The sequence below is a fragment of the Brevundimonas viscosa genome (assembly GCF_900116065.1).
In the GTDB taxonomy this organism is placed as follows: Bacteria; Pseudomonadota; Alphaproteobacteria; order Caulobacterales; family Caulobacteraceae; genus Brevundimonas; species Brevundimonas viscosa.
The window spans coordinates 497,589-517,755 of sequence record NZ_FOZV01000001.1; the positions used below are offsets into that span (position 1 = coordinate 497,589).

Annotated in this window: 24 protein-coding genes; 16 read left to right on the forward strand and 8 right to left on the reverse strand. The window is 70.1% G+C overall.

What is annotated here, in order from left to right:
* Window positions 1-127 precede the first annotated feature (127 nt).
* Window positions 128-544 (forward strand): helix-turn-helix domain-containing protein, encoded by a 417-nt coding sequence (locus BM333_RS02415; RefSeq protein ID WP_092306904.1) that lies wholly within the window; start codon window positions 128-130, stop codon window positions 542-544.
* Between the two features lie 3 nt (window positions 545-547).
* Here BM333_RS02415 and BM333_RS02420 read toward each other — a convergent pair whose 3' ends face one another.
* Window positions 548-1,051 carry an S-type pyocin family protein gene (locus BM333_RS02420; RefSeq protein ID WP_092306906.1) on the reverse strand — a complete coding sequence of 168 codons (504 nt, stop codon included), beginning with the start codon at window positions 1,049-1,051 and terminating at the stop codon, window positions 548-550.
* A gap of 123 nt (window positions 1,052-1,174) precedes the next feature.
* Between BM333_RS02420 and coaBC the strand changes: the two genes are divergently transcribed.
* From coaBC to BM333_RS02435, 3 genes are all read left to right on the forward strand, one after another.
* Entirely contained in the window at window positions 1,175-2,398 is a 1,224-nt protein-coding gene (coaBC, locus tag BM333_RS02425; RefSeq protein ID WP_092306908.1) for a bifunctional phosphopantothenoylcysteine decarboxylase/phosphopantothenate--cysteine ligase CoaBC, read from the forward strand.
* 124 nt (window positions 2,399-2,522) lie between these two features.
* Window positions 2,523-2,972 (forward strand): dUTP diphosphatase, encoded by a 450-nt coding sequence (dut, locus tag BM333_RS02430; RefSeq protein ID WP_092306911.1) that lies wholly within the window; start codon window positions 2,523-2,525, stop codon window positions 2,970-2,972.
* Between the two features lie 72 nt (window positions 2,973-3,044).
* A complete protein-coding gene (locus BM333_RS02435; RefSeq protein WP_092306913.1) occupies window positions 3,045-3,407 on the forward strand; it encodes a hypothetical protein in 363 nt (120 codons plus the stop codon).
* Here the strand turns inward: BM333_RS02435 and dapB are convergent, their stop codons facing one another.
* The 3 genes from dapB to dnaK form a co-directional block, all read right to left on the reverse strand.
* Window positions 3,408-4,157 (reverse strand): 4-hydroxy-tetrahydrodipicolinate reductase, encoded by a 750-nt coding sequence (dapB, locus tag BM333_RS02440; RefSeq protein WP_092306915.1) that lies wholly within the window; start codon window positions 4,155-4,157, stop codon window positions 3,408-3,410.
* Between the two features lie 19 nt (window positions 4,158-4,176).
* Window positions 4,177-5,349 carry a molecular chaperone DnaJ gene (gene dnaJ, locus BM333_RS02445; protein WP_092306917.1) on the reverse strand — a complete coding sequence of 391 codons (1,173 nt, stop codon included), beginning with the start codon at window positions 5,347-5,349 and terminating at the stop codon, window positions 4,177-4,179.
* 169 nt (window positions 5,350-5,518) lie between these two features.
* Window positions 5,519-7,426, reverse strand: a complete 1,908-nt coding sequence (dnaK, locus tag BM333_RS02450; RefSeq protein WP_092306919.1) for a molecular chaperone DnaK — start codon at window positions 7,424-7,426, stop codon at window positions 5,519-5,521.
* A 290-nt stretch (window positions 7,427-7,716) separates the two neighbouring features.
* On the opposite strand from dnaK, the gene BM333_RS02455 reads away from it, so the two are divergent.
* Window positions 7,717-8,112 carry a hypothetical protein gene (locus BM333_RS02455; protein WP_092307581.1) on the forward strand — a complete coding sequence of 132 codons (396 nt, stop codon included), beginning with the start codon at window positions 7,717-7,719 and terminating at the stop codon, window positions 8,110-8,112.
* On the opposite strand, the gene bioB is transcribed toward BM333_RS02455, so the two are convergent.
* Genes bioB through BM333_RS02470 form a run of 3 tightly spaced genes read right to left on the reverse strand, consistent with a single transcriptional unit; the run spans window position 8,072 to window position 10,794 of the window.
* Complete coding sequence (gene bioB, locus BM333_RS02460) at window positions 8,072-9,139, reverse strand: biotin synthase BioB (protein ID WP_092306921.1); 1,068 nt, start codon at window positions 9,137-9,139, stop codon at window positions 8,072-8,074. The two genes, BM333_RS02455 and bioB, sit on opposite strands and share 41 nt — an antisense overlap.
* A complete protein-coding gene (locus BM333_RS02465; RefSeq protein ID WP_092306923.1) occupies window positions 9,140-9,517 on the reverse strand; it encodes a four helix bundle protein in 378 nt (125 codons plus the stop codon).
* 41 nt (window positions 9,518-9,558) lie between these two features.
* Entirely contained in the window at window positions 9,559-10,794 is a 1,236-nt protein-coding gene (locus tag BM333_RS02470; RefSeq protein WP_218151403.1) for an amidohydrolase family protein, read from the reverse strand.
* Between the two features lie 261 nt (window positions 10,795-11,055).
* On the opposite strand from BM333_RS02470, the gene ahcY reads away from it, so the two are divergent.
* The 3 genes from ahcY to BM333_RS02485 are packed head-to-tail and all read left to right on the forward strand — an operon-like array spanning window position 11,056 to window position 13,252.
* Complete coding sequence (gene ahcY, locus BM333_RS02475) at window positions 11,056-12,447, forward strand: adenosylhomocysteinase (protein WP_092306927.1); 1,392 nt, start codon at window positions 11,056-11,058, stop codon at window positions 12,445-12,447.
* A 15-nt stretch (window positions 12,448-12,462) separates the two neighbouring features.
* On the forward strand, window positions 12,463-12,675 hold the full coding sequence (locus tag BM333_RS02480; RefSeq protein ID WP_342741654.1) for a twin transmembrane helix small protein: 213 nt from the start codon (window positions 12,463-12,465) through the stop codon (window positions 12,673-12,675).
* 4 nt (window positions 12,676-12,679) lie between these two features.
* Window positions 12,680-13,252 (forward strand): cob(I)yrinic acid a,c-diamide adenosyltransferase, encoded by a 573-nt coding sequence (locus BM333_RS02485; protein WP_092306929.1) that lies wholly within the window; start codon window positions 12,680-12,682, stop codon window positions 13,250-13,252.
* Here the strand turns inward: BM333_RS02485 and BM333_RS02490 are convergent, their stop codons facing one another.
* On the reverse strand, window positions 13,253-13,588 hold the full coding sequence (locus BM333_RS02490; RefSeq protein WP_092306931.1) for a hypothetical protein: 336 nt from the start codon (window positions 13,586-13,588) through the stop codon (window positions 13,253-13,255).
* 105 nt (window positions 13,589-13,693) lie between these two features.
* On the opposite strand from BM333_RS02490, the gene BM333_RS02495 reads away from it, so the two are divergent.
* The 8 genes from BM333_RS02495 to BM333_RS02530 all read left to right on the forward strand — a co-directional run bounded on the left by BM333_RS02495 (window position 13,694) and on the right by BM333_RS02530 (window position 20,147).
* Window positions 13,694-14,458 carry an electron transfer flavoprotein subunit beta/FixA family protein gene (locus BM333_RS02495; protein ID WP_092306933.1) on the forward strand — a complete coding sequence of 255 codons (765 nt, stop codon included), beginning with the start codon at window positions 13,694-13,696 and terminating at the stop codon, window positions 14,456-14,458.
* Window positions 14,458-15,387, forward strand: a complete 930-nt coding sequence (locus BM333_RS02500) for an electron transfer flavoprotein subunit alpha/FixB family protein (protein ID WP_092306935.1) — start codon at window positions 14,458-14,460, stop codon at window positions 15,385-15,387. Before BM333_RS02495 ends, BM333_RS02500 begins: the two co-directional genes overlap by 1 nt.
* The gene (locus BM333_RS02505; protein ID WP_092306937.1) at window positions 15,380-15,670 is read left to right on the forward strand and encodes a DUF167 family protein; all 291 of its coding nucleotides are present in this window, start codon (window positions 15,380-15,382) and stop codon (window positions 15,668-15,670) included. Before BM333_RS02500 ends, BM333_RS02505 begins: the two co-directional genes overlap by 8 nt.
* A 94-nt stretch (window positions 15,671-15,764) precedes the next feature.
* On the forward strand, window positions 15,765-17,249 hold the full coding sequence (locus BM333_RS02510) for an amidohydrolase (protein WP_092306940.1): 1,485 nt from the start codon (window positions 15,765-15,767) through the stop codon (window positions 17,247-17,249).
* Entirely contained in the window at window positions 17,249-18,601 is a 1,353-nt protein-coding gene (locus BM333_RS02515) for an amidohydrolase family protein (RefSeq protein ID WP_092306942.1), read from the forward strand. The genes BM333_RS02510 and BM333_RS02515 overlap by 1 nt, the downstream gene beginning before the upstream one ends.
* Window positions 18,602-18,704: 103 nt before the next feature.
* Entirely contained in the window at window positions 18,705-19,166 is a 462-nt protein-coding gene (locus tag BM333_RS02520) for a YaiI/YqxD family protein (protein WP_092306945.1), read from the forward strand.
* The gene (gene arfB, locus BM333_RS02525) at window positions 19,163-19,567 is read left to right on the forward strand and encodes an alternative ribosome rescue aminoacyl-tRNA hydrolase ArfB (protein ID WP_092306947.1); all 405 of its coding nucleotides are present in this window, start codon (window positions 19,163-19,165) and stop codon (window positions 19,565-19,567) included. The genes BM333_RS02520 and arfB overlap by 4 nt, the downstream gene beginning before the upstream one ends.
* A gap of 64 nt (window positions 19,568-19,631) precedes the next feature.
* A complete protein-coding gene (locus tag BM333_RS02530) occupies window positions 19,632-20,147 on the forward strand; it encodes a hypothetical protein (RefSeq protein WP_092306950.1) in 516 nt (171 codons plus the stop codon).
* Window positions 20,148-20,167 lie beyond the last annotated feature (20 nt).

A 20,167-nucleotide genomic window follows, 5' to 3' on the forward strand; every position in this document is an offset into this window, starting at 1 on the left:
GGCGCGTAATCGTGTACGCAACCGGAAAGAGGACCGAGCCGCCGGTTTGTGCGTTTTTTCGTGACAGGCGAAGCGCCCGGGCGCATTTCAGTTCAGGCGTGGCTTTTGACGCAGAGGGCGAGTGACCATGGCGAGAGGCAAGGGCGAGGAAGGCCCCCACCCGGTCGACCGGCACGTGGGCCGCAGGGTGTGTGAAAAGAGACTGGCGCTCGGCTATAACCAGAGCGACCTTGGCCGTGCGCTCGGGCTGACCTTCCAGCAGATCCAGAAGTACGAGAAGGGCGCAAACCGCATCTCGGCGTCGAAGCTCTGGGATATCGCGCGGTTCTTCAAGGTCGATATCGGCTATTTCTTCGAGGGCCTGTCGGGGGCGCAGATCGCGGGCATGGCCGAGGGCGGCGCGGCCTACGAGCACGACTACCCGGCGACCCGATACACCATCGAGATCGGCCGCCTGGCGCCGCAGTTGTCGACCCGGCAGCAGAAGCTGGCGCTGGAGCTGATCCGCGAACTGGCCGACGGCGGCGAGGACGAGGCGGCCTGACGATCAGTCCGGGGCGCTCCGCCGCCGGCCGAAGTCGGGGGCCCGGGCCTTCTGCTCGGCCCAGTAGGCGGCGCCGTCGTCCGGTTTGAACATGGTCCTGGGCGCGCCGTCGCGCGCCACCACCGCGAAGGTGTTGGTCGAGGCTTGGTAGAACAGGACGTCGCCGTTGGCGCGCTCCACCCGCTCCGTGCCCGCCGGCGGCCGGGTCGTGAAAGCCCGCACCTTCTCCAGATACTCGGCAGCCGTACGGGCCTCGAAGTCGGCGCCGTTGCGCTCAAACAGCCGGACGATCTTCTCGTCGACCGTCTCGCGACGGTTGGCCGTCATCGGCGGCGGCGCTTCGCGCGAGGGCGGCGCCCCGGTCGGTGCGGAGGTCGCGAGCGGCGCTGCGCTCCCCAACTCCGCCGCCCGTCGCTCGCGCGTCTCGACCGCGGACGCGCCGTCGTCGCAGGCGGCGAGCGCCAGAAGGACCGCCGTGGCGGCGGTGATCGTACGCAAATCCGACATCACACCCTCCCTTGCTGGGGGACGACCCCGCGAAAGGTTAACCACAGGTTAACTGTTCATGCAATGTTCTCCCTGACCGCCGCGTCCCTCGACGCCGGCGGAACGCGTCGCTAGATCAGGAGCATGGCCACGCTCTCGCTGTCCGGACGCAAGATCCTGCTCATCGTCGGGGGCGGCATCGCCGCCTACAAGGCGCTCGAGCTGGTCCGCCTGCTGCGCAAGGCGGGCGCGGAGGTGATGAGCGTGCTCACGGCCGCCGGCGCGGAGTTCGTCACGCCGATGTCGCTGGCCGCCCTCACCGGACATCCCGTCCGGCAGGCGCTGTTCATGCCCGAGGACGAGACGGCGATGGGCCACATCGAGCTGTCGCGCTGGGCGGACCTGGTGGTCGTGGCGCCGGCTACGGCGGGCCTGATCGCCAAGGCCGCCAACGGCCTGGCCGACGACCTCGCCTCGACCACCCTGCTGGCCACGGACAAGCGCGTGCTGCTGGCGCCGGCCATGAACGTCCGCATGTGGCGGCACCCCGCGGTGCAGGCCAACGTCGAGCGGCTGAAGGCCTTCGACGGCTTCCACGGCGCGGCGGCGGTCGGGCCGGACGAGGGCGAGATGGCCTGCGGCGAGTTCGGCCCCGGCCGCATGGCCGAGCCGGCGGCGATCCTGGTCGCCATCGAAGGCCTGCTCGCCGGCCCCGACGGCCGCCCGCTGACGGGGCGAAGCGCCGTCGTCACCGCCGGCCCCACCTTCGAGCCGATCGACCCGGTGCGCGGCCTGACCAACCGCTCCAGCGGCAAGCAGGGCTACGCCATCGCCGCGGCGCTGGCGGAGCTGGGCGCGAAGGTCACCCTGGTCTCCGGCCCCGTGGCCCTGTCCGTGCCCGCGGGGGTGGAGCGGGTCTGGGTCGAGACCGCCCGCGAGATGCAGGCGGCGGTCGAGGCGGCCCTGCCGGCCGACGTGGCGGTGATGAGCGCCGCCGTGGCCGACTGGCGCGTCGACGGCGTCGCCTCGGGGAAGATCAAGAAGGCCCCTGGCGGGCCGCCCTCGCTGGCGCTGATCGAGAACCCGGACATCCTCGCCGCTGTCTCGGCGCCGGGGCCGAAGCGGCCCGGTCTGGTCATCGGCTTCGCCGCCGAGACCGCCGATCTCGAGGCCAACGCCCGCGCCAAGCTGTCGAGGAAGGGCTGCGACTGGATCGTCGGCAACGACGTCTCGGGCGAGGTGTTCGGCGCCGACGCCAACGCGGTGACCCTGTTCACCCGGGACGGGGGCGCCGAGGCCTGGCCCCGCCAATCGAAGGCGGAGGTGGCGCGCAAGCTGGCCGTTCGCATCGCCGATCACATCGGGTGAGAACCGCCACATACCGGGTGGCGAATAGTCGATATCCGGGCGTCCACAAGCGCGACATCGCGGGTGGAAAAGCGCGACCCGAAAGGAGATAAGCGCGACATCGTCCATTCAGGTCCCGTCGCCCATGACCACCCTCCGCGTCGAACGTCTGCCGCACGCCGAAGGCCTGCCGCTTCCGGCTTACGAGACGTCCGGATCGGCCGGTATGGACCTGCGCGCGGCGGTGCCCGACGAGACCCCGCTGACGCTCCAGCCGGGCACCCGCGCGCTGGTCCCCACGGGGCTGAAGATCGCCCTGCAGCCGGGCTTCGAGGCGCAGGTTCGGCCGCGCTCGGGGCTGGCCCTGAAGCATGGCGTCACCTGCCTGAATTCGCCGGGCACCATCGACAGCGACTATCGCGGCGAGGTCGGGGTGATCCTGATCAACCACGGCGCGGAGCCGTTCGTCGTCCGCCGCGGCGAGCGCATCGCCCAGATGATCATCGCCCGCCACGAACAGGCGACGATGGTGGAGGTCGGGACCCTGGACGTGACGGCGCGCGGCGCCGGCGGCTTCGGCTCGACCGGGCGCTAGGGAGCCAATCCCGAGAACCGGCGTTAACCCTGCTCCACGGCCAAGCTGGCCGCATGAGAGGGAGGTCGGCGTATGGAGTCCCTGTTCGATTCGATCGGCGCCATCCTGTCTGGCCTGTTCGGCCTGGCGCAGGGCGGGTTCGACGGCGTCAACCAGGTCATGGGCCTGCTCATCGCCGTGATCGCGGCCCTGCTGATGACCGGCTGGCGGCGGCTGTGGGCGACGGCGCTGGGCGCCGCGGTGGCGCACGTGGCCATCGGGGTGATCCGGCCGGTGTTGGACGGAGGTCCGCTGGAGCTGCCGCCGCTGCTGACCCTGGGCTTCTGGATGGCGCTGCTGGCCCTGTTCCTCGGCTACGCCATCGTCATCGCCGTATTCTTCCTGATCAAGTCGCTGGCGACCGGCGGCGCCCACCGCACGCGCCACGCACACTGATCACGCCTGGCGGAAGCCCAGCACGTCCTGCATGTCGTAGAGGCCGGGCTTGCGGCTGCGCACCCAGGCGGCCGCGGCCACGGCGCCCTTGGCGAACAGGGCGCGGTCGATGGCCGAGTGGCTGAGGGTCAGCACCTCGTCGTCCGAGGCGAACATCACCGTGTGCTCGCCGACGATGCCGCCGGCGCGGACCGAGCTGAAGCCGATCTTCCCCACGGGCCGGGGCCCGGTGATGCCGTCCCACGGAGCGGCGCGCAGGTCCGGGAGGTCCTGGCCGCGACCTTCTGCCGCCGCCTCGCCCAGCATCAGGGCGGTGCCCGAGGGGGCGTCCACCTTGCGGCGGTGATGGGCTTCGGCGATCTCGATGTCCCAGTCGGCGGCGTCGAGCCGCTGGGCGGCGTGCTGCACCAGGCCGATCAGGATGTTGACGCCCAGCGAGAAGTTGCCGCTGCGCACGATGGCGATCTTCTCCGAGGCCTTCAGGATCTCGCCCTCCTGCTCGGGCGACAGGCCGGTGGAGCCGATCACCAGGGCGGGGCCGCCGCGGGCGGCGCAGGTCCGCGCCAGCTCCACCGAGGCTTCCGCCGTCGAGAAGTCGATGATCACGTCGCACAGCGACACGTCGGGCGTCTCTCCCCGGTCGAAGCGGGCGGCGACGACCACGTCCTCGCGCGCGTCCAGCACCGCGGAGACGGCGCGGCCCATGCGGCCGCGGGCGCCGGAGATGCCGGCGTGAAAGATGGCGCTCAAGTCCTGCCCCCCGGCGTGATCACTGGGCCGTTTCCCCGAGGATGTCGGCCCAGAAGCGTTTGGCCTTGCCCGCGAAGCTGGTGTTGCGCGGCGTCTGGCTTTCGCCCAGCGAGGCGGCCAGCTCCTGCAGCAGCTCCTTCTGGTGCGGCGTCAGGTCGGTCGGGGTCTCGACGAACAGCTCGACCACCAGGTCGCCACGCTGGCGGCCGTTCAGGTGGGGCATGCCCTTGCCCTTGATGCGCACCGTCTTGCCGGTCTGGGCCCCCGCCGGCACCGTCACCGGCTGCTTGCAGCGGCCGTCGCAGGCGTCGGAGACCAGGCAGGGGGCGTCGATCTCGCCGCCCAGGGCCGCCACGGTCATCGGCACCGGCACGGTGACCAGCAGGTCGAGGTTGTCGCGCTCGAACAGCTCGTGCGGGGTCACCGAGATGAACACGTAGAGATCGCCGCGCGGTCCGCCGCGCTGGCCGGCGTCGCCCTCGCCCGACAGGCGAATGCGCGAGCCGTCGTCGACCCCGGCCGGGACCTTGAGCTGCAGTTTGCGGTTCTTCCGCACCTGGCCGTGGCCGTGGCAGGTCCCGCACGGCTCGGCGATCATCTGGCCCTGGCCGCCGCAGCGGGGGCAGGTGCGCTCGACCTGGAAGAAGCCGTTGGCGGTGCGCACGCGTCCGGCGCCCTGGCAGGTGGTGCAGGTGACCGGCTTGGTCCCCGGCTTGGCGCCCGAGCCCTCGCAGGTCTCGCAGGCGGCGGTGGTGGGCACCGCGATCTCGACGTCGGCGCCCTTGTAGGCCTGCTCAAGGGTGATCTCGAGGTCGTAGCGCAGATCCGAGCCGCGGCGCGGCCCCGCCTGCGACCGGCCGGTCCGGCCGCCGAACACGTCGCCGAAGGCTTCGCCGAAGACCTGGGAGAAGATGTCGTTGACGTCGGCGAAGCCGGCTCCGCCCTGTCCGAAGGGATTGCCGCCGCCGCCGTTGACGCCGGCGTGGCCGAAGCGGTCGTAGGCGGCGCGCTTCTGCTCGTCGGACAGCACCGAGTAGGCCTCGGAGATCTCCTTGAAGCGCGCCATCGCCTCCTCGCAACCGCCGTTGCGGTCGGGGTGATGCTGCATGGCCAGCTTGCGATAGGCCGACTTCAGGCCCGCGGCGTCGACCGTCCGCTCGACCCCCAGAATTTCGTAATAGTCCCGCGCCATCCGGCGTTCGTCCTCTTACTCTCCCGCCGCGCCCCGCGCCCTGTTCCCGGGCGTCTGAAGCGGTGGCGTCGACCGGACTGACATGGGCGCCCGATCCCTCGATGCAAGTTTCATGAAAAGGCCCCGCCCGTCGGAAAGACAAGCGGGGCCTTGAGGTTCTGCGCCCTCGTCAGGCGCTCTTCTTATCGTCCGTGTCCGACACTTCCTCGAACTCGGCGTCGACCACGCCGTCGTCGGCCGGCTGTTCCGCCGCCCCGGCCTCGCCCGCGCCCTGCTGGGACGCGTACATGGCCTCGCCCAGCTTCATCGAAGCCTGGGCCAGGGTGTTGGTCTTCTCGCGGATGGCTTCCGGATCCGTGCCGTCCTTGGCCGACTTCAGGTCGTCCAGCGCCGTCTGGATGGCGGCCTTTTCGGTCTCGCCGATCTTGTCGCCGTGCTCTGACAGGGCCTTCTCGGTCGAGTGGATCAGGGCGTCGGCCGAATTCTGGGCCTCGACCAGCTCCTTGCGGGCCTTGTCGGCCGCGGCGTTGGCTTCGGCTTCCTTGACCATCTTCTCGATGTCGGCGTCCGACAGGCCGCCGTTGGCCTGGATGCGGATCGACTGCTCCTTGTTGGTGGCCTTGTCCTTCGCCGTCACGTGCACGATGCCGTTGGCGTCGATGTCGAAGGCGACCTCGATCTGCGGCATGCCGCGCGGGGCCGGCGGGATGCCCATCAGGTCGAACTGGCCGAGCATCTTGTTGTCGGCCGCCATCGGCCGCTCGCCCTGGAAGACCCGGATGGTCACGGCCGACTGGTTGTCGTCGGCGGTCGAGAAGGTCTGGCTCTTCTTGGTCGGGATGGTGGTGTTGCGCTCGATCAGCGGGGTGAAGACGCCGCCGAGGGTCTCGATGCCGAGGGTCAGCGGGGTCACGTCGAGCAGCAGCACGTCCTTGACGTCGCCCTGCAGCACGCCGGCCTGAACCGCGGCGCCCAGCGCCACGACCTCGTCCGGGTTGACGCCCTTGTGCGGCTCCTTGCCGAAGAAGGCCTTCACCGCCTCCTGCACCTTGGGCATGCGGGTCATGCCGCCGACCAGAACCACCTCGTCGATGTCCGAGGCCTTGAGGCCCGCGTCCTTGAGGGCCTTCTGGCACGGCTCGATGGTGCGCTGGACCAGGTCCTCGACGAGGGCCTCCAGCTTGGCGCGCGACAGCTTGATGTTGAGGTGCAGCGGGCCCGACTGGTTCATGGTGATGAACGGCAGGTTGACCTCGTACTGGGTCGTGGAGGACAGTTCCTTCTTGGCCTTTTCGGCCTCTTCCTTCAGGCGCTGCAGGGCCAGCTTGTCCTGGCGCAGGTCGACGCCCTGCTCCTTCTTGAACTCGTCGGCCAGGTAGTCGACCAGACGCAGGTCGAAGTCCTCGCCGCCGAGGAAGGTGTCGCCGTTGGTCGACTTCACCTCGAACACGCCGTCGCCGATCTCGAGGATCGAGACGTCGAAGGTGCCGCCGCCGAGGTCGTAGACGGCGATCTTCTGGCCGTCGTTCTTGTCGAGACCATAGGCCAGGGCGGCCGCGGTCGGCTCGTTGATGATGCGCAGCACCTCGAGGCCGGCGATCTTGCCGGCGTCCTTGGTGGCCTGGCGCTGGGAGTCGTTGAAGTAGGCCGGGACGGTGATCACCGCCTGGGTGACCGTCTCGCCGAGGTAGGCCTCCGCGGCCTCCTTCATCTTGCCGAGCGTGTAGGCCGAGATCTGCTGGGGTGAATAGTCCTTGCCATGGGCGCGCACCCAGGCGTCGCCGGTCGGGCCCTTGACGATCTCGTAGGGCACCATGCCCTTGTCCTTGGCCACGACGGGATCGTCGTAGTTGCGGCCGATCAGGCGCTTGATGGCGAAGAAGGTGTTGGCCGGGTTGGTCACGGCCTGGCGCTTGGCGGGCTGGCCGACGAGAACCTCGCCGCCGTCCTGGATGGCCACCACCGACGGGGTGGTGCGGTTGCCTTCCGCGTTCTCGATGACCTTCGGGTTCTTGCCGTCCATGACGGCCACGCACGAGTTGGTGGTGCCGAGGTCGATGCCGATGATCTTGGCCATGGGCTCTTTTTTCTCTCCGTTCAGCGGGCGATGCGGCGGCCTCGCCAGGGAGCGCCGCGCGTGACCGCCCCCGATCAAGGGTCCGATCTGTTGCTACGTGTCTCGCCCGATAGCCCCACGATGTGCGGGGGTTTTCCGGCGGTTGTCGCCGATATGGGAAACACCCCATGGGCCGCAAGGCCCCGCGGCGGATTCCCCGTCAGGCGTCGTCAGTCGCGGAAGCGCCGCGAGACCGGCACAAGGCGGTGGTCAGGGTCGCCGGCGCGGGTCCGGCCCCGAAGGAGAATGAGATGATCGCCTTCAAAACCGCTGTTCGCGCCTGCCTCGTCGCGGCCGTGCTCTCCGCCGCTCCCGTGGTCGCCGCCGCCGGGCCCTTCATCGCCGCCGACAGGACCGCCGCCGTCCCGGCGCAGTCGCGGGACGGTCTGAACCGGCGGGTGCGCATCCACAACCAGACCGGCTGGACGATGACGCACTTCTACGCCTCCGACGCCCGTCTCGACGACTGGCAGGAAGACATGCTCGGCGCGGGCGTGCTCGCCGCGGGCGCCAGCGTGATGATGAACATCGACGACGGGTCGGGAGCCTGCCTCTACGATTTCAGGGCGCGCTTTTCGAACGGCCAGGAGCTGACCCGCTTCGGGGTCAACGTCTGCGAGATCGCCGACTACTACTACACGCGCTGACGACGCCGAGGGCGGCGGCGGCGCCCGCCGGGAGGGGCTCCATCGGCCGCAGGTCGAGCAGGGCGAACAGGCGGGCGTCCTCGTCCTGCTCCGGATTGGGCGTGGTCAGCAGGCGGCCGCCGACGAAGATGGAGTTGGCCCCGGCCAGGAAGCACAGCGCCTGCATCTCCGGGCTCATCGTCTCGCGGCCGGCCGACAGGCGCACCATCGCCTTGGGGCAGACCAGCCGCGCCACCGCGACGGTGCGCACGAACTCGATCGGATCGATCTCGCCCTCGCGCTTCACCCGGTCGCCCAGCGGCGTGCCGGTCACCGGCACGAGGGCGTTGACCGGCAGGCTGTCGGGGTGTTCCGGCAGGGTGGCCAGGGCGTGGAGCAGACCGGCCCGGTCGCGCCGGCTCTCGCCCATGCCGACGATGCCGCCGCAGCAGGTGCTCATGCCGGCGTCGCGCACATGGGCCAGCGTCTCCAGCCGGTCCTGATAGGTCCGGGTGGTCACCACCTCGGCGTAGTACTCGGGGCCCGTGTCGAGGTTGTGGTTGTAATAGTCCAGCCCCGCCGCCTTCAGCTGCCGCGCCTGGTCCGCCGTCAGCATGCCCAGGGTGGCGCAGGTCTCCAGCCCCAGCGCCTTCACGCCGGCGATCATGGCCGCCAGCTTCGGCGTGTCGCGGTCCCTCAGCTCGCGCCAGGCCGCGCCCATGCAGAAGCGGCTGGCCCCGCCCGCTTTCGCCGCCATCGCCTCGGCGATCACCGCCGACGCGTCCATCAGCTTCTCCGCCTTCAGCCCGGTGTCGAAGCTGGCCGACTGCGAGCAGTAGCCGCAGTTCTCGGCGCAGCCGCCGGTCTTGACCGACAGCAGCTGGCTCTTCTGCACCTCCGACGGATCGAACCAGCGCCGGTGCACGGTCGCGGCTTCGTAGACCAGCTCCATGAAAGGGCGGGCGAACAGGGCCTCCACTTCCGCGAGGGTCCAGTCGTGGCGGGGCGTGAAGGGGTGATTGGCGGCTGGTGGCTGGTGGCTGGGCATTCAACTGCTCTTGCGACGCTTCAGGGCCGACCCCAGAGACGCCAACATGCGGCTGATCCGGCCGGCGGACTCCGTCAACTCACGGTGCTCCTGCTGCTGCAAATATCCGAGCCGAGCAGCGATCAAAAGCTGAGTTTCGGCTTCAGCCAGCGAACCTTGCGCCATTCCGACGAACTGGAGAAACTCGCCGGTGCTTCGTCTGGCCGGGCGCTCGGCGATGTTCGACGCGACAGAGACGGCGGAGCGCCGGATCTGACTGACGAGGCCAAAGCGTTCGTCCCGGGGCCAGCCGGCGGTGGTTCGATAGATCAGCTCCGCCCAGTCAACTGCGAAGCGCCAGACGTCCAGATCCTGATAGCTTCGGACGTCGCTCGACATACCTTTCCCTCACCAGCCGCCAGGCGCCAGCCACCAGCCACCTATCGGTCGTTCCGGTACACCCGCCCGTCGCGCATCACGAAATCCATGTCGGTCAGCACGGTCACGTCCTGCAGCGGATCGCCGTCGACGGCGACGATGTCGGCGCGTTTGCCGGGCTCAAGGGAGCCGATTTCATCGGCCAGACCCAGCAGGTCGGCGGCGTTCACCGTCGCGGCCTCCAGGGCCTGCATGGGCGTCATGCCATGCTGGACCATCAGGGCGAACTCGTCGGCGTTGCGGCCGTGCTTCGACACGCCGGCGTCGGTGCCGAAGGCGATGCGCACGCCGGCGGGGACGGCGCGCGCGAGCGACTGGCCGGTGATCGAGATGCGCCAGCGGATCTTGGGCAGCACCTCGGGCGGATAGGCGTTCGGGTCCGCCTCCAGCCGTTCGATATAGCCGTTCACCGTCGAAAGGGTGGGCACGTAGTAGGCCCCGGACTGGCGGAACAGCCGCAGGGTCTCGTCGTCGAAGATGGTCCCGTGCTCGATCGAGTCGGCGCCGAGCCGCAGGGCCAGGTTGATGCCGTCGGCGCCATGGGCGTGCACGGCTACTTTCAGGCCGTACAGGTGGGCGGTCTCGATCAGGGCCCGCGCTTCGTCCTCGAACATCTGGGCGCCGAGGCCCGCGCCGATGCGGCTGTTGACCCCGCCGGTGGTGGCGATCTTGATCACGTCGGCGCCGCGGCCGACCTGCAGCCGCACGGCCTCACGGCAGCTTTCCGGGCCGTTGCAGACGTTGTCGTGGGGCACGGTCTCACGAAAATCGTCGTTGAAGCCGAGCCGGGAATCCATGTGCCCCGACGTGGTCGAGATGCTGTTTCCGGCGTCGACGATGCGCGGCCCGGCGAGGCGGTGCTCGGCGGTGGCGTCGCGCAGCGCCAGGGTCACGCCGCCGTCGTCGCCGAGGTTCCGCACCGTGGTGAAGCCGGCCATCAGCGTCTTCTCGGCGTTCCCGGCCGCCCGGAAGGCGTGCGTGGGCAGATTCTCGGTGATCCCGGACAGGAAGCCGGCCTGGCCGCCGAGGTCGGAGACCAGATGCACGTGGCTGTCGATCAGGCCCGGCAGGACGAAGCGGTCGCGCTGGTCGACCACGCGGGCGCCGGGCCAGGCGGAAGCGTCGACGAATCCGTCCCGGACCTCCACGATGCGACCGTCGCGGATGATCACGGTCGAGGGGCCACGGGGGGCGCGGCCCGGGCGGTCCAGCAGCCGCCCTGCGTGAAGAACCGTCACGGTTCCGTCAGGCGTCGCCGGAAGCGGAGCGCCCTGCGCCCATGCCGCCCCCGCCGAAAGAGCCATGATCGCCGCGCCCACAGATGCCGCCGCTGCTCGTCGCATCCCGCCCTCCAGCCGACTGAACCGCCAATAGAGCGCAGAACCCGGTGCTCCGCCAGCGCGGTCGCGGGCAAACATATAAAGACATCTTTATGCGTTTCTTGCCCCGTGGCGACGGGCGGTCTATAGGCCGCGCGAAACAGCGACCGGAACCGACCCATGACCGACTACATCGTCCGCGACATCTCCCTGGCCGACTACGGCAACAAGGAGATCGCCATCGCCGAGACCGAAATGCCCGGCCTGATGGCGCTGCGGTCCGAGTTCGGCAAGAACCAGCCGCTCAAGGGCGCCCGCATCGCCGGCTCGCTGCACATGACCATCCAGACGGCCGTGCTGATCCAGACGCTGGAGGCGCTGGGCGCCGAGGTGCGCTGGGCGTCGTGCAACATCTTCTCGACCCAGGACCACGCCGCCGCCGCCATCGCCGCCGCCGGCACGCCGGTCTTCGCCGTCAAGGGCGAGACGCTGGAGGAGTACTGGGACTACGCCCACAAGATCTTCGAATGGGCCGACGGCGGCTATCCGAACCTGATCCTCGACGACGGCGGCGACGCCACCCTGCTGTGCGTGCTCGGGCCCAAGGCCGAGAAGGACCCGTCCGTCCTCGACAAGCCGACCAACGAGGAAGAGGAAGCCCTCTACGCGGTGATGAAGCGGTACCTGAAGGAGAAGCCCGGCTTCTACTCGGCCATCCGCGACGCCATCGGCGGCGTGTCGGAAGAGACCACCACCGGCGTGCACCGCCTGTACCAGATGGCCGAGCGCGGCGAGCTGCCGTTCCCGGCGATCAACGTCAACGACAGCGTCACCAAGTCCAAGTTCGACAACCTGTACGGCTGCCGCGAGTCCCTCGTCGACGCCATCCGCCGCGGCACCGATGTCATGCTCTCGGGCAAGGTCGCCGTGGTCTGCGGCTACGGCGACGTGGGCAAGGGCTCGGCCGCCTCACTGCGCCAGGGCGGCGCCCGGGTGAAGGTCACCGAGATCGACCCGATCTGCGCCTTGCAGGCCGCCATGGAAGGCTATGAGGTCGTCACCCTCGAGGACGCCGCGTCCGACGCCGACATCTTCGTCACCGCCACCGGCAACAAGGACGTCATCACCGTCGACCACATGCGGGCGATGAAGAACAACGCCATCGTCTGCAACATCGGCCACTTCGACTCGGAGATCCAGGTCGCCGGCCTGAAGAACTTCAAGTGGGACGAGATCAAGCCGCAGGTCCACCACGTGGAGTTCCCGGACGGCAAGAAGATCATCCTGCTGTCCGAAGGCCGTCTGGTGAACCTCGGCAACGCCACCGGCCACCCGTCGTTCGTGATGTCGGCCAGCTTCACCAACCAGACGCTGGCCCAGATCGAGCTGTGGACCAACAAGGCGGCCTACGGGAACCGCGTCTACACCCTGCCCAAGCACCTCGACGAGAAGGTCGCGGCGCTCCACCTCGGCAAACTGGGCGCCAAGCTGACCGTGCTGAAGGACGAACAGGCGAAGTACATCAACGTGCCCGTCGCCGGTCCCTTCAAGCCGGAGCACTACCGCTACTGACGCGGGGATCGTAGGATGTCGGACATGAACGTGTTCGACATCCTCATCCTTCTGGCCATCGCCGCCGTGGCGATCACCCTCGGCTTCGGCATCCGCTCCCTCTACCAGGAAGGGCCCGAGGCGCGATCGCGCTCCAACAAGCTGATGCGGCTGCGCGTCGCCCTGCAGGCGGTGGCGGTGGTGTTGCTGGTCGTCGGGATGTGGTGGAAATCCACGCACGGGGCCTGAGGCGGTGGTCGTTCTCAACCGCATCTATACGAAGACCGGGGACGCCGGTCAGACCCGGCTCGCCTCAGGCGCGCCGGTGTCGAAGACGGACCCGCGCGTCGCGGCCTACGGCGCAGTCGACGAGCTCAACGCCGTGATCGGCGTGGCGCGGCTGCATTCGGGCCAGAACGACCGCATCGACGCCATGCTGGGACGCATCCAGAACGAGCTGTTCGACCTCGGCGCCGACCTCGCCACGCCGCTGGACCCGCCGCCGAAATGGGAGGCGCTGCGCATCCTCGACGGCCAGGTGGAGCGGCTGGAGCAGGAGATCGACTGGATGAACGAGAGCCTGAAGGCCCTCGACAGCTTCATCCTGCCGGGCGGCTCGGCCCTGTCGGCTCACCTGCATCTGGCCCGCACGGTCTGCCGTCGAGCCGAGCGCGGGGCGGTGCGGCTGATGGAAGCGGGCGAGGCCGTCACCCCGGCCGCCGTTCGCTATCTCAACAGGCTTTCGGATCACCTGTTCGTCGCCGCGCGCCGGGCCAACGCCAACGGGGCGGACGACGTGAAGTGGGTTCCGGGCGCGACCCGCTGATCAGCGCTGTTCGGCCAGGGCGGCGCGCTGGCGCGCGGCGTCGGCGTCGCGCGCGGCCTTCCGGGCCTGCAGCTGGTCCTCGATGGCGATCAGTTCCCGGTTCTTGGCGTCCGAGGCCTCGGCGCGGCTGACGCCGATGGGCCGGCCGGTGATCTCGGCGATCGAGACCGGCTTGGCGCACTCGCGGCCCTCGGGGTCCCACCAGCGGCCGCTGGCCTCGCAACGCTCCTCCGGCGCCTTGACCAGGCCCTGCCAGGCGAAGGTCAGGCCCACCGCCACCGCAAAGGTGCAGAGAAACAGGATGCTGAGCCGTTTCATGGTCAGGAGACGGTGCATGGGACGATCCGGAGGCTGGCGCGTTGACGCCGCGTTACGTTGACAGGCCGGGCGGGGGGTACCTATTGCCTGACCCAACATTCCGGCGACTTTGTGGATAGCGCAATGAAGGTTCTCGTCCCCGTCAAACGGGTGATCGACTACAACGTCAAGGCCCGCGTGAAGGCGGACCAGACCGGCGTCGATCTGGCCAACGTCAAGATGAGCATGAACCCCTTCGACGAGATCGCCGTCGAGGAGGCCGTGCGCCTGAAGGAAGGCAAGGAGCATCACGCCGCCGGCACGGCGACCGAGATCGTCGTGGTCTCGATCGGGGTGACCCAGGCCCAGGAGACCATCCGCACGGCCCTGGCCATGGGCGCGGACCGGGGCGTCCTGATCCAGTCCGACAGCGACCTCGAGCCGCTGGCCGTGGCCAAGGTGCTCAAGGCCGTGGTCGAGGAAGAGAAGCCCGACCTCGTGCTGATGGGCAAGCAGTCGATCGACGGCGACAACAACGCCGTCGGCCAGATGCTGGCCGCCCTGCTGGACTGGCCGCAGGCGACCTTCGCCTCGAAGCTGGAAATCGGCGGCGGCAAGGCGACCGTGACGCGCGAGATCGACGGCGGCCTGCAGACCCTGGCCGCCGAACTGCCGGCGGTGGTCACCGTCGACCTGCGCCTCAACACGCCGCGCTACGCCTCCCTGCCCAACATCATGAAGGCCAAGAAGAAGGAGATCGCCGTGAAGGCGGTCGCCGACTACTGCGTCGACACGGCGCCGCGCCTGAAGGTGCAGAAGGTCACCGAGCCGCCGAAGCGCGCCGCCGGGGTCAAGGTGGCCTCGGCCGCCGAACTGGTCGAAACCCTCAAGTCCGCGGGAGTCCTGTAATGGCCGTCCTCGTCATCGCCGACCACGACGGCTCGGCCCTTCGCGACACCACCCACAAGACCGTCACCGCCGCCGGACAGGTCGGCGGGGACGTCGACATCCTTGTGGTCGGACAGGGCGCGCAGAGCGTCGCCGACGCGGCCGCCAAGATCGCCGGCGTGCGCAAGGTTCTGCTGGCCGAGGGCGCGGGCCTGGGCAAGGCGCTGGCCGAGGCGGTCGAGGCCACCGTCCTGCCGCTGGCGGACGGCTACGACGCCGTCCTCGCCCCCGCCACCACCGACGGCAAGAACTACGCCCCGCGTATCGCCGCGAAGCTCGACGTCGCGCCGATCTCGGACATCGTCGAGGTGGTCGCGCCCGACACCTTCGTGCGCCCGATCTACGCCGGCAACGCGCTGGAGACGATCCAGACCTCGGATGCGAAGAAGGTCATCACGGTGCGCTCGACCGCCTTCGCGGCGGCCGGCGAGGGCGGTTCGGCGTCGGTGGAGACCGTCGCCGGCGGCGAGGCCCCGAAGACGACCTTCGTCGGCGAGGAGATGGTCAAGTCGGACCGTCCGGAGCTGGGCGCGGCGAAGATCGTCGTTTCCGGCGGCCGCGCGCTCGGCTCCGCCGAGGAGTTCCACGCCGTCATGGACCCGCTGGCCGACAAGCTGGGCGCCGCCGTCGGCGCCTCGCGCGCCGCGGTCGACGCCGGCTATGCGCCGAACGACTACCAGGTCGGCCAGACCGGCAAGGTGGTCGCGCCGCAGCTGTACATCGCCATCGGCATCTCGGGGGCCATCCAGCACCTCGCCGGCATGAAGGACTCCAAGGTCATCGTGGCGATCAACAAGGACCCGGACGCGCCGATCTTCCAGGTCGCCGACTACGGCCTGGTCGCCGACTACAAGACGGCCGTGCCGGAGCTGATGGCCGCTCTTGGCTGAGGCAGCCGCCCGGCTGGCCGTGAGGCTGACGCCGGGCGCCGCCTTCGACCGCATCGACGGCTGGGACGTGGACGCCGACGGGCGTCCCGTCCTCAAGGTCCGGGTGCGCGCCCGGCCGGTCGAGGGCGAGGCCAATGCGGCCCTGCTGAAACTGCTGGCGAAGACCCTCGGCGTGTCGAAATCCGCCGTCAGTCTGGAGCGCGGCGGACAGGCCCGCACCAAGATGATCTCGGTCGCCGGATTGACGACCGATGATCTGCGGAGACGCCTTACAGACTTGTAATGTTTCCGGCCTTGTCGCGACGCGGCGGAGCCATTTCTAATCCCTCCCGACCGGCGCCCCGTTCTCCAGCTCGGGCGCATCAGGGGATGCTTCGATGAGACTTCACCGCCTGCGGGGCGCCAGCCTCGCCGCCCTCGCCTGCGCGGCGCTGACCGCCTGCGCCACCACCGGAAGCAACGGCCCGGACGGCGACGCCGCCGCCTCGTCCGACAACGGCGATCGCGCCGCCCTCGCCCGGGGCCTCGACGCCGCGGCCAACCCCGACCCCTTCCCCTCGACCTATCGCGGCCTGCCGCGCCAGAACATGGCCATCGTCGGCGGCACCGTGTTCACCGGCGCCGGCCAGCGCATCGACAACGGCGTGGTGATCGTCACCGACGGCCGAGTGGCGGCGGTCGGCGACGCCTCGACCCCGGTGCCGGCCGGCCACCAGGTGGTCGACGCCCGCGGCCGCTTCGTCACCCCGGGCATCATCGACGTCCACTCGCATCTCGGCGTCTATCCCTCGCCCGGCGTGCAGGGGATGAGCGACGGCAACGAGGCGACCAGCCCGAACACCGCCCAGGTCTGGGCCGAGCATTCGCTGTGGCCGCAGGATCCCGGCTTCAACGCCGCCCGCGCCGGCGGCGTGACGACCCTCCAGATCCTGCCCGGCTCGGCCAACCTGTTCGGCGGCCGCGGGGTCACCGTCCGCAACGTGCCCTCGGTGACCATGCAGGGCATGAAGATGCCCGGCGCGCCCTACGGGCTGAAGATGGCCTGCGGCGAGAACCCGTCCCGGGTCTATGGCGGCCGCAACCAGAGCCCGGCCACGGGCATGGGCAACATGGCCGGCTACCGCGCCGCCTTCATCGCCGCGCGCGAGTACAAGGCCAAGTGGGACAAGTGGCGCGAGGACGGCGAGGGCTCGCCGCCCACCCGCAACCTGCAGAACGAGACCCTGGCCGGCGTGCTGGACGGCTCGATCCTGGTGCAGAACCACTGCTACCGGGCCGACGAGATGGCCCAGATGATCGACCTCTCGAAGGAGTTCGGCTTCCGCATCACCGCCTTCCATCACGCCATCGAGGCCTACAAGCTGGCCCCCACCCTGGCCCGCGAAGGCATCTGCGCCGACATGTGGACCGGCTGGTGGGGCTTCAAGATGGAGGCGCTGGACGCGGTGGAGGCCAACGCCGCCCTCGTCGACGCCCCGCCGAACAGCTGCGCCGTGATCCACTCCGACGACGCCGAACTGACCCAGCGCCTCAACCAGGAAGCCGCCGCCGCGCTGGCCGCCGGCCGCCGCATGGGCATGGACATTCCGGAGGAGCGGGCGATCAGCTGGATCACCCTCAACCCGGCTCGCTCGCTCGGCATCGCCGACCAGACCGGTTCGCTCGAGGCCGGCAAGCGCGCCGACGTGGTGATCTGGAGCGCCAATCCGTTCAGCGTCTACGCCCGCGCCGACCAGGTGTTCGTCGACGGCGGCCTCGCCTTCGACCGCATGAACCCGGCCTACCAGCCGCTGTCCGACTTCGAGCTGGGCCAGCCCGGCTTCGGCGTCGCCGCCGCCAACGTTCCGCAGGGAGCCCGCTGATGCGCCTCAAGAGCCTCATCCTCGGCGCCGCCTGCGCGCTGGCCTTCTCCGCCCCCGCCATGGCCCAGCAGCTCACCGCCATCACCGGCGGCCGGGTGCTGACCGGCACCTCGGTCATCGAGAACGGCACCGTGGTCATCCGCGACGGCCGTGTCGTCTCGGTCGGGACCGGCGCGGCCCCCTCGGGCGCGACGGTCATCGACGCCCGCGGCAAGGTGGTGTCGCCCGGCCTCGTCGCCGTGGACTCCGGCCTCGGCGGTTCGGAGATCTCCTCGGTCGGCGGCTCCGACGACCTGCGCAACGGGGCCAACACCATCAGCGCCTCGTTTGACGTCAGCTACGGGCTCGATCCGTGGTCGATCACCCTGCCGGTGGCCCGGCTGGGCGGCATCACCCGCGCGGTGGTGGTGCCCAATCACCCGGGCGGCGGGGGCGGCGGCCACGCCCACGACGATTCCGACTTCGCCGGCGTCGGCCACGGCGGCTTCCAGTCGCCCAGCCTGTTCGCCGGCCAGGCGGCGGTGATCCACCTCGCCGCCGGGACCGACATCCTGGTCAAGCCGCGCGTGGCCATGGTCGCGCCGTTCGGCGAGGCCGGGGCCGGCGTCGCCGGCGGGGCCCGCGGGGCCCAGTTCGTCCAGTTCAAGGAGACCCTGGCCGAGGTCCGCCTCTACGCGCGCAACAAGGCGGCCTACGACCGCGCCGGCCTGCGCGACCTCAGTCTGTCTCGCGCCGATCTGGAGGCCCTGATCCCGGTGGCGAACGGGCAGATGCCGCTGATCGTCACCGTGCGCCGCGCCGCCGACATCCTGCAGGTGCTCCGCCTGGCGCGCGAGGAGGGGGTGAAGATCATCCTCGACGGCGCCGAGGAGGGCTGGCTGGTGGCCGACCAGATCGCCGCCGCCGACGTGCCGGTGCTGCTCAACCCGATCTCCAACCTGCCGGGCAGCCTCGAGACCCGCGCCGCGCGGATGCAGAACGCCGCGGCGCTGGACGCCGCCGGGGTGACCATCGCCATCAAGGGCAACGAGGGGTCGATCCATCGCGCCCGCGAGACCCGCTACAACGCCGGCAACGCCGTATCCCACGGCCTGCCGTACGAGGCGGCGATCGAGGCGATCACCGTCAATCCGGCCCGCATCTTCGGCATGGCCGGCCAGTTCGGCGAGCTGCGCCCCGGCGCCGCCGCCGACGTGGTGGTCTGGTCCGGCGATCCGCTGGAGCCGCTGACCATCGCCGAGCGCATCTGGGTCAACGGCCAGGAGCAGGCCCCGACCAGCCGCCAGTTCCTGCTGCGCGACCGCTATGCGCAGGGCGGCGAGGGGGCCATGCCGCCGGCCTACGGCCGGTAGGAGTCAGGGATTAGGTTCTAGGGATTACGTTCTAGGGTAGATTGGCGCTCCCGCCTGCGCGGCTCCACTGACACCTAGTCCCTAGCCCCTAGAACCTAGAACCTTGTCTTCCCCCCGCATCTTCATCGACGCCGACGCCTGCCCGGTGAAGGACGAGGTCTACCGGGTGGCGGAGCGCTGCGGGCTGAAGGTGTTCGTGGTCTCCAACGGCTGGATCAATACCCGGCGCGAACCGTGGATCGAGCAGGTGGTGGTCGACGCCGGTCCCGACGTCGCCGACGACTGGATCGCCGAGCGGGCCGGGCCGGGCGACATCGTGATCACCGCCGACATCCCGCTGGCCGACCGCTGCCTCAAGGCGGGGGCCCAGGCGTTGAAGGCCAACGGTCAGCCGTTCACCCCGGATTCGATAGGCTCCGCGCTTGCGGGGCGCATGGTCGGCGAGCACCTGCGCTCGATGGGGGTGGCCACCTCCGGGCCGCCGCCGTTCGGGCCGAAGGACCGTTCGAACTTCCTGCAGGCGCTCGACCGGGCCGTGGTCATCGCGAGGCGGGCGGTCCGATGACCGTCATCCCCGAGGACGAGCTGGAATTCCGCTTCTTCCGCGCCGGCGGGCCCGGCGGGCAGAACGTCAACAAGGTCTCGACCAGCGTCCAGCTGCGCTTCGACGTGGTCAATTCGCCGTCGCTGTCCGAGCCGGTCAAGGAACGGCTGCTGAAGCTGGCCGGCAGCCGGGCGACCCAGGCCGGGGAGGTGCTGATCACCGCGGTGCGCTTCCGCACCCAGGAGCGCAATCGCGCCGACGCGGTCGAACGGCTTCAGGCCCTGGTCGACGAGGCCTCGATCCGGCCGGTGTATCGCGTGCCCACCCGCCCGACGCGCGCCTCGAAGGAGCGGCGACTGGAGAGCAAGGCCAAGCGGTCGACGATCAAGAGCCGGCGCGGCCGACCCCGACACGACGATTGACGCGCCGCGCGCGGCGGCCGATCGTCGTTCGCCGTCGACCGGCGGCGTGGAGGGGAAATCCAGTATGTTGAAACCGTTGACCGCTGCGGCGGCTCTGGCGTCGCTGACGCTGCTCGCGGCCTGTGGAGAGGGCGGCGCGGACAAGACGGAGGCCGCGGCCCCGGCCGCTGCGCCGGCTGCCGCCGCCGCCGCCGCGCCCGATCCCGAAGCCCAGGCCCTGACCGAACGCCTGTTGCAGGAAGCCGCCGTCCAGATGGCGCGCGAGAACTTCACACCGGCCGAGGGCGTTGCAGACCAGCACCGGGACATCGCCCAGGACGGGTCGCACGAATGGACCCTGAATCTGCGCGGCGGCCAGACCTACCGCATCGTCGGCGTCTGCAACATCGGGTGCGAGAACCTCGACCTCGAACTGCGCGACGGCGCGGGGACGGTCGTGACCAGCGACGTGCTTGAGGACGACGTGCCGATCGTCGAGATCGCCCCGGCCGCCGACGGCGCCTACCGGGCCCGGCTGATCATGAAGGACTGCGCGGATGGGCCGTGCCTGGCTTCGGCCCGGCTGTTCCAGCGCGGATAGGGCGAGAGCCCGGAGAAAGA